This window comes from Marinobacterium iners (assembly GCF_017310015.1).
GTDB classification, from domain to species: Bacteria; Pseudomonadota; Gammaproteobacteria; order Pseudomonadales; family Balneatricaceae; genus Marinobacterium; species Marinobacterium iners.
In genome coordinates this window covers 2,914,810-2,928,916 of record NZ_CP022297.1, presented here as the reverse complement: position 1 = coordinate 2,928,916, position 14,107 = coordinate 2,914,810, and the positions used below count along the sequence as shown (strand labels likewise).

The following is a 14,107-nucleotide window of genomic DNA, read 5'->3' as shown; positions in this document are numbered from 1 at the left end:
CGAGTTTGAGGATAACAATAATGCCAGTACATGCCATCACACCCGACTATAAGGGTGATGTTAAAGACCGTGTTGAAAATTTCCACGGCAATCAGATCGTCTATGTAGGCTGGGACCATCACCTGATGTTCTGTGCCGCCTTTGCCTACCCGCTTCCGCCAGAAACGCCGTTCCGTGCGCTGCGTGATGAGGTAATGCCTGAGGGTTTTTCACTGCACCCGGAGTGGTCCAAAATCGACTGGTCCAAAGCAACCTGGCTTCTGGACGGCCAGCCGTTTGAGCCGCAACTGGACGTGTCCCTCAAGGATCAGGGCATTGGCCACAAGTCCCTGTTGCGCTTCCAAACCCCTGATCTCAAGGGTTACAAGGGCGCGGGCGTTTGAGGAGAGCGTTATGAGTTATGAAGTCAGGGTCGAACCGACCGGTGATGTGATCGAAGTCGACGAGGGGCAGACCATTCTGGATGCCGCCCTGCGTCAGGGGGTCTGGCTGCCGTTTGCCTGTGGTCATGGAACCTGTGCCACCTGCAAGGTGCAGGTACTTGAAGGTGATGCCGATCTGGGCAACGCCTCACCCTTCGCGCTGATGGATATGGAGCGTGAAGAGGGCAAGATTCTGGTTTGCTGTGCCACACCAGAGAGTGATCTGGTGATCGAAGCCGACATCGACGTCGACCCCGATTTTCTGGGCTACCCGGTACAGGACTACGTCGGCACCGTCACCGACATCGTCGATCTGTCGCCCACCATCAAAGGCATCACCTTTGAACTGGACAGTGCGATGGAATTTCAGGCGGGGCAGTACATCAACCTGAAAATTCCGGGCGTTGAGGGTACGCGAGCCTTTTCGATTGCCAACAAGCCCAGTGATGACCGCCATGTCGAACTGCATATTCGTCGGGTTCAGGGTGGCGCCGGCACCACCTGGCTGCATGAGCAACTGCAGGTGGGTGATACGCTGGATATTTCCGGTCCCTACGGTCAGTTCTTTGTCCGCAAGTCAGATGATCAGGACGTGATCTTTATTGCGGGTGGTTCCGGTCTTTCCAGTCCGCAATCGATGATTCTGGATCTGCTGGAAGCGGGCGACAATCGCCAGATCTATCTGTTCCAGGGCGCGCGCAACGTCAGTGAGTTGTACAACCGTGAGATGTTCGAAGCGCTCGACCGTGAGCACGACAACTTCCACTACATTCCGGCTTTGAATGAACCTCTTGACGAGGATCAATGGCAAGGCTTCAAGGGTTTTGTGCATGAAGCGGCCATCGACCGGTTTGATAACCGCTTCAGCGGTCACAAGGCTTACCTTTGCGGGCCGCCGCCAATGATCGATGCTGCCATCACTGCGCTGATGCAGGGGCGCCTGTTCGAGCGGGACATCCACATGGAGCGCTTTGTAACGGCTGCAGACGGTGCTGATGAGCAGACCCGTTCAGCGCTGTTTAAACGAATCTGATCCCGAATCAGGGATAGCTTCACCCGCTTTCGGGATTTCATGTTTCCACCGAAGGCGGTGGAAACCCCGGCCTCGAGGCGGGATTATCAGACATCACGTGAGGTCTGAATATGAATAACAACTATAACGCATCGACTCCGGAAACACCGCAGCGCCACCGTATCGAGCTGACGGATGAGGAGACCAGCTTTAACGCCAGTTCGGAGTTGAGCCTGCTGGTCGCCATGGAACGGGCAGGGCAGGCGCTGATACCGGTTGGTTGTCGTGGCGGCGGGTGTGGCAAATGCCGCATCCGGATTTTAAAGGGTGAGTATTTCAGTAAACGCATGAGCAGAGCCTGGGTTTCCCCCGAACAGGAAGCCGAGGGCACTGTGCTGGCCTGCAGGGTCTATGCCCGCAGTAATCTGACAATCGAACCTGATCCGCCCGAAGTCGCCACCAGCTGTGGTAAGGCAGATCGAGCAAGCTAACAACTATAAGGAAACGGCTATGAAAAAAGGTGTAATGCGTCCCGGTCATATCCAGTTGCGCGTTCTGGATATGGATGAAGCTCTGAAGCACTACGTTGACCTGATGGGCATGATCGAAGTTGATCGTGATACTCAGGGTCGTGTCTACCTCAAGGGTTGGACCGAAGTGGATAAATTCTCTCTGGTACTGCGTGAGGCGGATCAACCAGGGATGGATTTTGTCGGTTTCAAATGTCTTGATGAAGCCACCATTGATCGTCTCAGTGCCGAGCTGCAGACGGCGGGTGTTGCCACCGAAGAGATCGCAGCCGGTGACCTGAAGGACTGCGGCCGTCGCATCGCCTTCACAGTGCCGACTGGGCATCGCTTCGAGCTGTTTGCCACCAAGGAGCAAACCGGCAAGTGGGGCGTGGGCAACCGCAACCCAGAAGCCTGGCCGCGCGATCTGAAAGGCATGAAAGCGACTCGCTTTGACCACTGTCTGTTGTACGGGCCGGACGTGCCTGCTACCGTCAAGCTGCTCACTGATGTACTGGGTATGGACCTGGCCGAACAGGTTGTCGATCCTGAAGGCAAACAGCTGGCCGGCTTCATGACCGCAAGCATGAAAGCGCACGACGTAGCGTTCATTGAGCATCCCGAACCTGCCAAGCTGCACCATGCATCCTTCTTCCTGGAAACCTGGAACGATGTGTTGAAAGCAGCGGATCTGATCTCCATGACCGATACTTCCATTGATATTGGTCCGACCCGTCACGGCCTGACCCATGGCCAGACCATCTACTTCTTTGACCCGTCAGGCAACCGCAACGAAGTATTTGCCGGTGGAGACTACCATTACCCGGACCACGAACCGGTGACCTGGGATGCCGAACAACTGGGCAAGGCGATCTTCTACCATGACCGTCAGCTCAACGAGCGTTTCCTGACCGTTTTGACCTGATCCTCTGCTCTAGCTGTATCAAGCCCGCTCCGGTTCGTTCCGCAGCGGGCTTTTACGTACAGGGCGTACGGTATGCTGCGGGTGCATGGATGCACAGGAGCATCGATGACGTGAAGGTACACCGTGACGCTGGCAGATTTCCACATATTCGCTATGCTGATTTGACCGAGACATCTTTCATCTTTGCTCAATGGAGACAGCAATGACACAGGACAGCATGAAAGCAGTGGTTTATCACGGGCCGGGTAACAAGTCCCTGGATACGGTGCCGATGCCCAAAGTACAGAAACCCACTGATGCAGTGGTTAAAATCGTCAAAACCACGATTTGTGGTACTGACCTGCATATTCTCAAAGGCGATGTTCCCGCTGTGACTGAAGGCCGCATCCTGGGCCATGAGGGCGTGGGCATTATCGAATCCGTGGGCGATGCGGTCAGCAACTTCAAGCCCGGTGATCGGGTGCTGATCTCCTGCATCACCTCCTGCGGCAAGTGCGAATACTGCAAGCAACAGATGTATTCCCACTGCGAGGATGGCGGCTGGATTCTGGGTCACCTGATTGACGGCACTCAGGCCGAGTATGTGCGTATTCCGCATGCGGACAACAGCCTCTACCCGATTCCGGCAGGGTCGGATGAAGAAGCGTTGGTGATGCTCAGTGATATCCTGCCCACCGGTCACGAAATCGGTGTGCTTTACGGCGCGGTCAAACCCGGTGATACGGTTGCGATTGTGGGTGCAGGCCCTGTGGGGATGGGCGCACTGCTGACGGCGCAGTTCTATTCCCCCGCCAAGATCATCATGGTGGACCTGGACGATGGCCGGCTGGAGATGGCCAAAACCTTTGGCGCCACTGACCTTATTAACAGCGGCAGTGGCGATACGGTTGCACAGATCATGGCGCATACCAAAGATGGGGTGGATGTAGCGATTGAAGCGGTGGGTATTCCACACACTTTCGATATCTGCCAGCAGGTCGTGCGTCCGGGCGGGCATATTGCGAACGTGGGTGTACACGGCACCAAAGTGGACCTGCAGATTCAGGACCTGTGGATCAAAAACATCACCCTCACCACCGGCTTGGTAAATACCAACACCACTCCCATGCTGTTGAAAACCGTTACCTCGGGCAAATTGCAGCCGGAGCGATTAATCAGCCACCGCTTCAGCTTCGACGACTTCATGGGCGCCTATGAAGTGTTCGGCAACGCCTCGCGTGAAAATGCGATGAAGGTGATCATTAATAACGACTAACGATCTTTTTCGATGATTTGAGATACGGATGCATTTGTCGGCTTAAGAAGGTATGCCACTCTGCAGCAGACCGCGATTAAGCCGCCTGCATCCGCCGTCCCAGCATGTTGCCGATCACACCTCCGGCCACCATGAACACCAGGAAGATCCAGCCCGACAGGGAGAAGTTGGCGATCGGGGTAAACAGGGCGCCCACGTTACAGCCATTGGCAAACCGGGTACCCAGGCCCATTGCCAAACCGGCGATGACCAACATGCCCGCTTCACGTGCCGTCAGGCGCATCCGTGACAGACCGCTGAAGAAGCGCCCAGCCAGCAGCAGAGACACTACCGAACCCAGCATGATGCCCATGTTCTGCACATTCACCGGATGGCTCAGGAATGGCATGGTAAAGGCCTGTATCGGACGGTCGGCGAAGGCTGCCACGGCTGCCGGGTCGATACCGATCAGAATCAGCAGGCGACCAAACCAGAGACCGAAGGGGGTGGATGCTCCCCAGCCTGAACCGGTAACACCCATCAGCAGAGTAAACAGCACCACAATCATGGCGATGCCGGTGGTCATCGACCAGCGCGACACAAACAGCGCTTCATAGGTGTGGCGGCTGAAGAACGGATGCTCACCCAGGTTGGAGGGCTTGCTGTTCAACACCTGATGTTCTGAATCTACCCCGATATAGGTGTTGTCGCGACGACGGTGGTGTTCGTAGCGATGGGCTAGCCAGCTCACCAACCCTGCTAGGGCTGCCGTAATCAGGATGGCGCCGAAGTAGCCACCCAAGGGGTCATTGGGGAACAGGTCCGGCAGATAAACACCCTTGTCGGCATAGGTCGGGGTCGAGATCAGCGTGTCGGTGATCCAGCTTTCCTGTGACTGCAGCGGAAAACCGAGATATACCCCCATGCCAAAGCAGAACAGAATCAGCGCCGGGCGTGCCAGGTTGCTGGAGAAATAGGTCAGTACGCCCGAGGCGCAGCAGCCCGCGAACGACATGCCGAAGCCGAACATCAGCGCACCGACGACCAGCCCCGTATTGATCGGGTTAACCCAGAGGTTCAGGTCATGCGGGTTCTGGTTGTACAGAAACGCGGTTGAAGCCACGGCGGTGGCGGTGAACATCAACATTAAACCGCGCATCAGGCGGGTGGAACCGGCGCGATAGGCGCGGTTGACGCTGCCGGCGAAACCAAGCGCACCGCGGGTCAGGGCGTAACCCAGACCCAGGCCGACCAGCAGACGGAAAAAGATGGCTGAATCCAGCAGGGCGTTGCCCAACAGCAAAACAGCGGCCAGCAGAGCGAAGCCGCTGAGGTTTTCTTTAGGGTTCATTAGATGTATCCAATCATTCAGTAACACTGAACGCGGATTCTAATGCCCTTAAAGAATAAGGCAATTAGTAGACAATACTAATATGCTATAAGCTAATGCCTTTGAGTAAGCGCCCTCGGGGATCAGCCCGGCATGAACGGATAGTCGGTATAACCCTCAGGGCCGGAAGCATAAAAGGTGCTTGCATCCTGCTCGTTCCAGTCAGCCCCGGCCGCGATGCGCTGTGCCAGGTCAGGGTTGGCAATATAGGGTTTGCCAAAGGCCACTGCATCCGCCTTGCCCTCGGCCACATAGGCTTCGGCCGATTCGGCGGTAAACGCCTCGTTGGCGATATAGACGCCGCCAAAGCGTTCCTTCAATAGTGTGCTGCTGATGCTGTCATCCGCCAGATGCTCGCGGGTGCAGATGAATGCGAGCTTGCGCTGTCCCAGTTGCTCGGCCACATAAGCGTATGTGCCTTCACGGTCGGTCACGCTGACATCGTGTGAATCCGCACGCGGGGACAGGTGCATGCCCACGCGGTCGGCACCCCAGACCCCGATCACCGCATCGGTGACTTCCAGCATCAAACGCGCCCGGTTCTCAATGCTGCCGCCGTACTGATCGCTGCGCTGGTTGCTGCCATCGAGCAGGAACTGTTCCAGCAGATAGCCGTTGGCACCGTGAATTTCGACCCCGTCAAAACCGGCGGCCTTGGCATTTTCGGCGCCCTTGCGGTATGCCTCGACAATGGCCGGAATCTCGTCGGTCTCAAGCGCACGCGGCGTGGGGTATTCGGTTTTGGGGCGAATCAGGCTGACATGCCCGGCCGGCTTGATGGCGCTGGGGGCGACCGGCAGTTCGCCGTTGAGGTAGCTGGGGTGCGAAATGCGGCCCACATGCCACAGCTGCAGTACGATCAGACCGCCCTCGGCATGTACCGCATCGGTAATCTTCTTCCAGCCCTCGACCTGAGCATCGGACCAGATTCCCGGCGTATCCGGGTAACCCACGGCCATCGGCATGATGGAGGTGGCTTCGGAGATAATCAGGCCTGCAGCGGCACGCTGGCGGTAGTACTCCACCATCAACTCACCGGGGACGCGATCGGCCTCGGCACGGCAACGGGTCAGCGGAGCCATTACGATACGGTTGCGCAGCTGCAGCGCGCCGGCCTGCAGGGGCTGGAAAAGTGCACTCATCTTAAACTCCCGGTGTGTCTGTCAGGTTGGTTTGCAAGTTTTGTAACGTCAATTACACCTATATGCGGCTGCACGCCGATGATTTCAAGCCCTTTAAAACTGTCGCAAAAAAGCATTTTTTATTACAATGCCATTCTATTAACATCAGATGTTCACAGGGCAGGAAAACACAGTGCGAGATCGCCTCATCCGGTTGTTACAATCTCCATTTGCGCTGCTGTTTCCAGTACCCTTCTGGGCCCTTGTGGTGGGTCTTTTGTATTATCACAACGACCAGACATTGCAGCACGCCGGTTTTGACCTGGCGATGCAGCGCGGTGAGGTCGCGTTCCAGCTGGTGCAGGTGATGCGTCACTGGAACTCGGAACATGGTGGTGTGTATGCGCCCCTGACCGAGCGCACACCGGAAAACCCCTGGCTGGATGTGCCTGAAAAAACCATCACCTCGCCCGAGGGGGTGGTACTGACCAAACTCAACCCCGCCTATATGACCCGCCAGATTGCGGAGACACTCAGGGGTGGCGAGCTGGAAATTCACCTGACCAGTCTGAAGCTGATGAATCCCGGCAACAAACCGGATGACTGGGAAACCCGTGCCCTGACGCGCCTGGAGCAGAGCGGCGGCAAATCCTTTGTTGAAATAGTGGGTGATCGCTTCCGCTACTTGACTTCCTCCCCTCCCTTCGCAGCATGCGCTGACTCAGGAAGAGGATTCCCGTTACCGGGTGCCACCTGATCGCTCAGGGGGCTGGTTCCTGCTGCTGGCGGCCTCACTGCACCGCTCACTGGGCCTGAGCCTATTCGCTCAAGCACTCACAGGCGATCCGGGCGATGTCCCGCCCTTGGCACAGGTTTTAATCCCCCGTGCGAGGATGTTCAAGGCACCGACCACATCAGCATTGTTTGCGTAGCCGCAGTCGGTGCAGGCAAATTGTGCCTGGGTCAGACGGTTGTCCCGCGAGACGTGACCACAGGCGGGGCAGGTCTGGCTGGTGTGATGCGCTGGCACCGCCAGCACCTCACCGCCAGCCCAGTCGGCTTTATATTCCAACTGACGCCGGAACATGAACCAGCCCTGATCCAGTATCGACCGGTTTAGACCCGTCTTTTGGCGCACCTTGCGCCCTGGCACCTCAATGGTGCCTTTTGCCGATGCCGACATGTTGCTGACCTGCAGATCCTCAATCACAATCATCGCGTGGTTTTGGCTGATGCGGGTTGAGGTCTTGTGCAGGAAATCCTGCCGGACGTTGGCAATCCGGCGCTGCAGGCGCTGGACACGGGCTTTGGCCTTACGCCAGTTACTGGAGAATTTAACCTTGCGGCTGAGCTGGCGCTGCGCCTTGGCCAGCGCCTGTTGATGCCGCTTGAAGCTGCTGAGCGGGGCGGTGAAGGTGCCATCGCTCAGGGTGGCAAAACGCGCAATGCCCACATCGATTCCGATCCAGCGTTCCGGTGCCGGATGCACCGGTGCTGATACCTCGCGCTCGGTCTGGAAACTGATGTGCCAGTGACCGGCGTCCCTGCCGATGGTGCAGTTTTTGATTGTGCCGACAATCGGGCGGGATTGGCGAAACTTGATCCAGCCCAGTTTCGACGGCAGCTTTACCCGCCGGCCGTCCAGTTGGCAGTACTTGGTGAAGTTGACGAAGCGGATGCTGTCGCGGTCACGGCCTTTTTTCTTAAAGCGGGGGCGTTTAGCGGCCAACTTGGGATCGAAAAAACGCTGCCAGGCCGCGTCCAGATCCTTCAGCTTTTGCTGCAGGTTATCGGTATAGGCCTCTGTCAGCCATTGTGTTTGCGGCTCCTGCTTCCAAGCCGTGATCCACTTGGCCATCGTCTCATAGCGCGGCACGCGCTGATCCTCAGCCCGATAGGCGTCATTGCACCGTGCCAATGCTTGGTTCCAGACAAAACGTGCATGCCCGACCAGTACGCGCAAACGCGCATCCTGGTCGGGGGTCACATCGAGACGGAATTTGAAACCTTGGCGTATCATCATAAAACAATGATAGCATTATTTACTGTATATAATGACAGCACCAGCCGCCTGACGGCGGCACCGCATTCACCCCACACCTGCATCGGTGTGGGTACCCTACGGAATTTGGGATGGAGGGTTAATCATTTGCTCAACACACTGTTGTCGAATTGATGATTTAATCAAAACAGGTTGATCAAATTCACCGCCGAACGCGTACAAAATCACTGCGTTTTTTCTGTCTGATCCTATATCCCCAGTAATCATGCAGGTTTCAGCCTTGTTGCCGGAATTTGTGTGCATTCTGGCACAGCTGTTGCTCTATCCGGATGAAGCCGAATTTTCGTGCCCACATTCATCCAGAAGAACAACAAATGATGAGACTGACAACCGAACCGACCGCCGTGCAGCCTGCGGGTTCACGGTCATCCAGACTTTCATCTTCCTTCCGTCTTGCCCTGCTGCCGGGCCTGCTGTTGCTGGCCGGCTGTGAAGCACCGCTGAACCTCAGTGGCGTCGAGCAGCAGCTGCAGGAGCCTGTGCGCCGCACCGATCAGATCCAGTCGGTTGCCATCCAGCCAGGGCTGGAAGTGGCCGTGGGCAGCCATGGCCTGATCCTGCACCGCAACAGCAGTGATGCGAACTGGCAACGTCAGATTCTGGCGTCCGAACCCAATCTGATCGATGTGGAAATATGCCCCGATGGCAGCCTGATCGCGCTGGGCTTCGAGCAACAGCTCTGGCGCAGTGATGATCAGGCACAAAGCTGGCAGGGGATCGATCTGCCCACCTCCGAAAACCTGCTCGACCTGGCCTGCGGACCCGATGGCAGCTACTGGGCCGTGGGCAGCTTTTCCACCTTGCTGTCCAGCCATGACCGGGGCGAAAGCTGGCAGGAAAACAGTCTGGGCGAAGACGCCATGCTCAGCAGTATCCAGTTTCTGGCGGACGGCACCGGCTATGTGACCGGCGAATTCGGCATAGTGGCCCGCAGTGAAGATACCGGCGGCGACTGGGAGATGCTGGACTATATCCCCAATGATTTTTATCCACAGGCCGCCCACTTCACCACCCGCTGGCGCGGTTGGGTGGTCGGACTCGATGGCATGGTGCTGCATACCGAAGATGCGGGTGACAGCTGGCAGATTGAGCCGACCCCTGTGGTGGCGCCGCTGTACGGCATTGTCGAAGCCGGTGGCGAGCTGGTGGCGCTGGGGGAAAACGGCACGGTGCTGAGCCGTCGTCAGGGACAGTGGCAGCCGCTTGAGGCGCCGGTCATGCCGGTCTGGCTGCGTGATGCCGCCCTGCAGGCGAACGGGCAACTGCTGATTTCGGGCGGTGCCGGGACGCTGCTCTCGCTGGATATCCAATAATAACAACACGACGGTTCTATCATGGATAAACGATCTGCCAAGGCTCACAAGGCCACCCACTGGTTGCACAATCTTGACCAGAAACTGTTTAACCACCCCAAAATCATTCTGTCGCTGATCGCCGCGATCACGCTGTTTTTCGCCGCCCAGATTCCGGGCGTCAAGATGTACTCCGACTTTGCCGATCTGCTGCCGCAGACCCATCCCTATATCGAGCTGCACAACGAGATCAAGGAGTCGTTCGGCGGCGCCAACGTGATCATTGTCGGTGTCGAGTTCACCGAACACGACATCTTCGATAACGATGCTCTGGCGCGGATTCATCGCATCACCCAGGCGGTGGACTCGCTGCCGGGGGTTGACCACAACCTGGTCGCCAGTGTGACCCACCGCAACTCGCGCAAGGTCTGGCTGACCCCCGAAGGTAACGTCAACTCGGAGCCCTACTACAATCCCGAGCGCACCGATCTTGACGCCGAGCGGTTGGCGGAAATGCGCAAGGACGTGGCCGCCGATCCGCGGGTGCTGGGGCCGCTGGTCAGTCCCGATCTGAGCATGGCACTGGTCAAGGCACAGCTGCTTGAAGGTCAGCTGGATTACGCCACCACCTTCGAGCGGATTCAGCAGATGCGTGCGCTGGAAGCGGCGAAGGGCGTGAAGATCCACGTCACCGGACAGCCGATGCTGGTGGGCTGGGCCTATCAGTATCTGGGCCAGATCATCGAAATCTTCCTGTTTACCGCGCTGATCATGCTGGCCCTGCTGGTGTTCTACTTCCGCAAGGCCTACGGCATTTTCATCCCGCTGGCCGGGGTGATCATCTCCTCCATCTGGGGTGTGGGGATCATTTCACTGTTCGGCTACAACCTGGACCCGCTGAGTCTGGTAATACCCTTCCTGATCTCGGCTCGTGCCATGTCGCACGGTATTCAGCTGGTTGAACGCTACTATCTGGAACTGAACGAGCACGACAACCAGCAGGTGGCGGCACGGCTCACCTTCGAGAGTCTGTTCCGGCCCGGCAGTCTGGGGGTGGTGTCCGATGCCATCGGCCTGCTGTTGATCGCCATCGGCTCCATTCCGCTCAACACCAAGCTGGCGCATTACGCCTCCATCTGGGCGCTCAGCATCATTCTGACCGTACTGCTGGCGGTGCCGCTGTTGCTGTCGATTCTGCCCAAGCCGAAAAACATCACCATCAAGCACAACCTGTTCCGCAATGTGGGCTATATCTGTGCCGATCTGATCAGTGGCGAAAAGGCCGCCAAAAAAGCGCTGGGCATTGCGGCTCTGCTGCTGGCCGGCGGTTTTTACTTCTCCTCCCATGTGGTGATCGGCGAATCCGAGCCGGGCTCGCCCATTCTGTATCAGGATCACGATTACAACCTCTCGTCCAAGGCGATCAACGACAGCTTCCCGGGTTCCGAGGAGATGTACATCGTGGCCGAAACGGCCGAGAAGGGCGGCATCAAGCGTCCCGAAGTGCTGGCCGCACTGGCCGATCTGCAGCGCCACATGATGCTGGACCCGGAAGTGGGGGGCTCCAAAGGGATTCCCGATCTGGTGAAACAGGTGAACCGTCTGCTGCACAACAACGATCCGCGTTGGTCGCAGATTCCCGATGACCAGCTCTATGTCGGCGGCCTGATGTTCACCTATCTGATGTCGAGTCCGATTCCCGGTGCTCTGAAAGAGTTTGTCGACAGCGACGAGCGGGTGGCCAACCTGGTGTTCTACTACAAGGACCACAAGGGTGAGACCCTGCGCCGGGCGATCCACACCGCCAAAGAGTGGATCGATGCCAACGAAGGCAAGGTGGAAGGCCTGACCGTACGCCTGGCCGGCGGCACCATCGGCGTGATCGCGTCCCAGAACGAGGCCGCCTTCGAGACCAACCTCTGGGTGCTGCCGCTGGTGTTCCTGCTGATCTTCGCCATGGTGACCTTCTTCTACACCTCCTTGATGGCCGGGGTGATGATGTTCGGCGCCATGCTGTTCGCCACCACGCTCACCTACGCCTACATGGGACTGAGCGGCATGGGGATCAACTCCAATACCGTGCCGATCATCGCCGTGGGGGTGGGGATCGGCATCGACTACTCGATCTACATGATGGACCGCATCCGCTCCGAAATGGTGGCGCTGGGAGACCTGTCGGCAGCGGTGCGCCGTGCGATTCGGACCACCGGCCTGGCCGTCAGCTTCACCGCCATCACCCTGATCGCAGGCATCGTCATGTGGGTAGTACTGTCGGATCTGCGCTTCCAGGCGGAAGCGGCCCTGCTGCTGATCGTGATGGTCGTACTCAACGGCGCGGCAGCGATGCTGCTGGTGCCCAGCTGGGTACTGGTATTCAAGCCCAAGTTTATCTGTAAAGCCTATGCCGACGAGGATGGCGTGATCCACGCCGATTCGGAAGCAGAGGATCCATGTGTCATGACAACCAAGGCATAAGAGGCCAATAACCATGTCGAAAACAATAACAACGACATTTTCTCATCTCGCAGTCGGCGTTGCGGCGGCGCTGGGTACCGGACTGGCGGTACCGGCACTGGCGGCTGAAACCACCTGGAACGGCTATGTGGAAAATGCGACCTACTTCCGTGATGGCGTGGGGCTGTCCAAGTTCCGCAACACCGGTCAGGCTCAGTTTGAAACCGTGTTTCAGACCGACAGCCTGCGCTCGCTGAAGCTCAACGGCACCCTGCGCGGCACCTACGACGGGGTGTACGACCTGAATGATGGCGAGTTTGGCAAGGACAGCCGTCATTCATATCTAGGGGAGAACTGGCATAGCAATTCGACCATATCAAGTCAGGCTTTACTTTCGCCGGGTGTTTCCTTCCCCTGTGAGAACGACCCGACCCTGTGTAACAACCTGGACGGTTACATGGACCACAAGGAGCGCGATGCCAAGTTCCCGGATTTCAACGACCAGCTCGATTTTATCCGCGAGCTCTACATCAGTGCCGACAAGGAGCTGAGCAACGGCGACCTGCTCAACGTGCGTCTGGGCAAGCAGCAGGTGGTCTGGGGCAAGACTGACCTTTTCCGGGTACTGGACGTGATCAACCCTGTGGATTACTCCCGCCACAACATCTATGACGAACTGGAAGACATCCGTATTCCGCAGTGGATGCTGACCGCCGAATGGCGTATGGGGCCGAACGAGGTGCTGGATGACTCCAACCTGTCACTGGTGTGGAACTTTGACAAATTCCGTCCTAACAACCTGGGTACCTGTGGTCAGTCCTACCGGATGCTGGATGCGGGCTGTTTCTTCAGTTCATATTTGAACCTTGGGCCCGGTATCCCAATTATTCATGATGTGGAAGAGCCGAACTGGAGTCTGAAAAACACTCAGCTGGGCATGAAGTGGGAAGGTGTCTATGGCGATACCACCTTTTCATTGAACGCCTTGACCTACCGTCAGCAGCTGCCGTCACTGCATTTCCGTCCCAACCCGACAGTTCCTGGCGTACCGGCGTTTGACGGCGTATTCGATATCAAATTCCCGCGGGTCAATCTGGTCGGCGGCTCCATCGACTACTACTCGATGAACATGGATGCGATCTGGCGTCTGGAGATGGCTTATACCCAGGGAGAAGAGCTGCCGGATGACTCCGGTCACCACGAAACCGACATGCTGCGCTATGTCATCGGTTTCGATAAAAACATCATCATTCCGGAACTCGGAACCCGCAGTGCCTTTTTGTTCTCGACCCAGCTGTTCGGTGAACACATTCTCGATCATATCGGCACCATGCCCAATGACGAGGATAACTGGATCGCCACCATGCTGTTCAAGGGGTTCTACAAGAACAACCGTCTGAGCCCGCAGATCATTATTGCACACGATTTTGCCGCCGAGGCTACCGCCATCGCACCGAGCATCTCTTGGACGCCTGATAATCACTGGATGTTCAACGTTGGTCTGAATGTAAAAACCGGCGGCAAGGAAACCTTCCCCTGGGGTGTGGCTCGGGACGTGATGGGTGATAACTCTGGACAGTTTGAACCCACAGCACGCTTCCTCAACGGCCCGATCGGCGTAGCGAACCAGGAAGACGAGATTCAGTTCACCGTGCGTTACAGCTTCTGATCATGACAACGATAATA

12 protein-coding genes are annotated in these 14,107 nt (G+C 57.3%); 9 read left to right on the top strand and 3 right to left on the bottom strand.

The window, feature by feature from the left end; all coding sequences use genetic code 11:
* Window positions 1–20: 20 nt before the first annotated feature.
* The 5 genes from CFI10_RS14035 (at window position 21) to CFI10_RS14015 (ending at window position 4,123) form a co-directional block, all read left to right on the top strand.
* Window positions 21–383 (top strand): phenol hydroxylase subunit P4, encoded by a 363-nt coding sequence (locus CFI10_RS14035; RefSeq protein ID WP_206835480.1) that lies wholly within the window; start codon window positions 21–23, stop codon window positions 381–383.
* Window positions 384–393: 10 nt separating this feature from the next.
* Complete coding sequence (locus tag CFI10_RS14030; protein WP_206835477.1) at window positions 394–1,455, top strand: NADH:ubiquinone reductase (Na(+)-transporting) subunit F; 1,062 nt, start codon at window positions 394–396, stop codon at window positions 1,453–1,455.
* 110 nt (window positions 1,456–1,565) lie between these two features.
* The gene (locus tag CFI10_RS14025) at window positions 1,566–1,925 is read left to right on the top strand and encodes a 2Fe-2S iron-sulfur cluster binding domain-containing protein (RefSeq protein ID WP_091824646.1); all 360 of its coding nucleotides are present in this window, start codon (window positions 1,566–1,568) and stop codon (window positions 1,923–1,925) included.
* A gap of 19 nt (window positions 1,926–1,944) precedes the next feature.
* Window positions 1,945–2,868 (top strand): catechol 2,3-dioxygenase, encoded by a 924-nt coding sequence (locus tag CFI10_RS14020; RefSeq protein ID WP_206835474.1) that lies wholly within the window; start codon window positions 1,945–1,947, stop codon window positions 2,866–2,868.
* Window positions 2,869–3,070: 202 nt separating this feature from the next.
* Window positions 3,071–4,123, top strand: a complete 1,053-nt coding sequence (locus tag CFI10_RS14015; RefSeq protein WP_242530000.1) for a zinc-dependent alcohol dehydrogenase family protein — start codon at window positions 3,071–3,073, stop codon at window positions 4,121–4,123.
* Between the two features lie 76 nt (window positions 4,124–4,199).
* Here the strand turns inward: CFI10_RS14015 and CFI10_RS14010 are convergent, their stop codons facing one another.
* Window positions 4,200–5,453 (bottom strand): YeeE/YedE family protein, encoded by a 1,254-nt coding sequence (locus CFI10_RS14010; RefSeq protein WP_206835471.1) that lies wholly within the window; start codon window positions 5,451–5,453, stop codon window positions 4,200–4,202.
* A 122-nt stretch (window positions 5,454–5,575) separates the two neighbouring features.
* Entirely contained in the window at window positions 5,576–6,634 is a 1,059-nt protein-coding gene (locus CFI10_RS14005) for an alkene reductase (RefSeq protein ID WP_206835470.1), read from the bottom strand.
* 172 nt (window positions 6,635–6,806) lie between these two features.
* Here CFI10_RS14005 and CFI10_RS14000 point away from each other — a divergent pair, with 172 nt between their 5' ends.
* Window positions 6,807–7,370, top strand: coding sequence for a c-type heme family protein (locus tag CFI10_RS14000; protein WP_206835467.1), 564 nt, complete (start codon window positions 6,807–6,809; stop codon window positions 7,368–7,370).
* Between the two features lie 69 nt (window positions 7,371–7,439).
* Here the strand turns inward: CFI10_RS14000 and CFI10_RS13995 are convergent, their stop codons facing one another.
* Complete coding sequence (locus CFI10_RS13995; protein WP_206835464.1) at window positions 7,440–8,636, bottom strand: RNA-guided endonuclease InsQ/TnpB family protein; 1,197 nt, start codon at window positions 8,634–8,636, stop codon at window positions 7,440–7,442.
* Between the two features lie 353 nt (window positions 8,637–8,989).
* Here CFI10_RS13995 and CFI10_RS13990 point away from each other — a divergent pair, with 353 nt between their 5' ends.
* Genes CFI10_RS13990 through CFI10_RS13980 form a run of 3 tightly spaced genes read left to right on the top strand, consistent with a single transcriptional unit; the run spans window position 8,990 to window position 14,090 of the window.
* Window positions 8,990–9,988, top strand: a complete 999-nt coding sequence (locus tag CFI10_RS13990; protein WP_242529999.1) for a WD40/YVTN/BNR-like repeat-containing protein — start codon at window positions 8,990–8,992, stop codon at window positions 9,986–9,988.
* Window positions 9,989–10,009: 21 nt separating this feature from the next.
* Window positions 10,010–12,442, top strand: a complete 2,433-nt coding sequence (locus tag CFI10_RS13985) for an efflux RND transporter permease subunit (RefSeq protein WP_206835460.1) — start codon at window positions 10,010–10,012, stop codon at window positions 12,440–12,442.
* 13 nt (window positions 12,443–12,455) lie between these two features.
* Window positions 12,456–14,090: a DUF1302 family protein gene (locus CFI10_RS13980; RefSeq protein ID WP_206835457.1), complete on the top strand. Its 1,635-nt coding sequence runs from the start codon at window positions 12,456–12,458 to the stop codon at window positions 14,088–14,090.
* The last annotated feature ends 17 nt before the right edge of the window (window positions 14,091–14,107 follow it).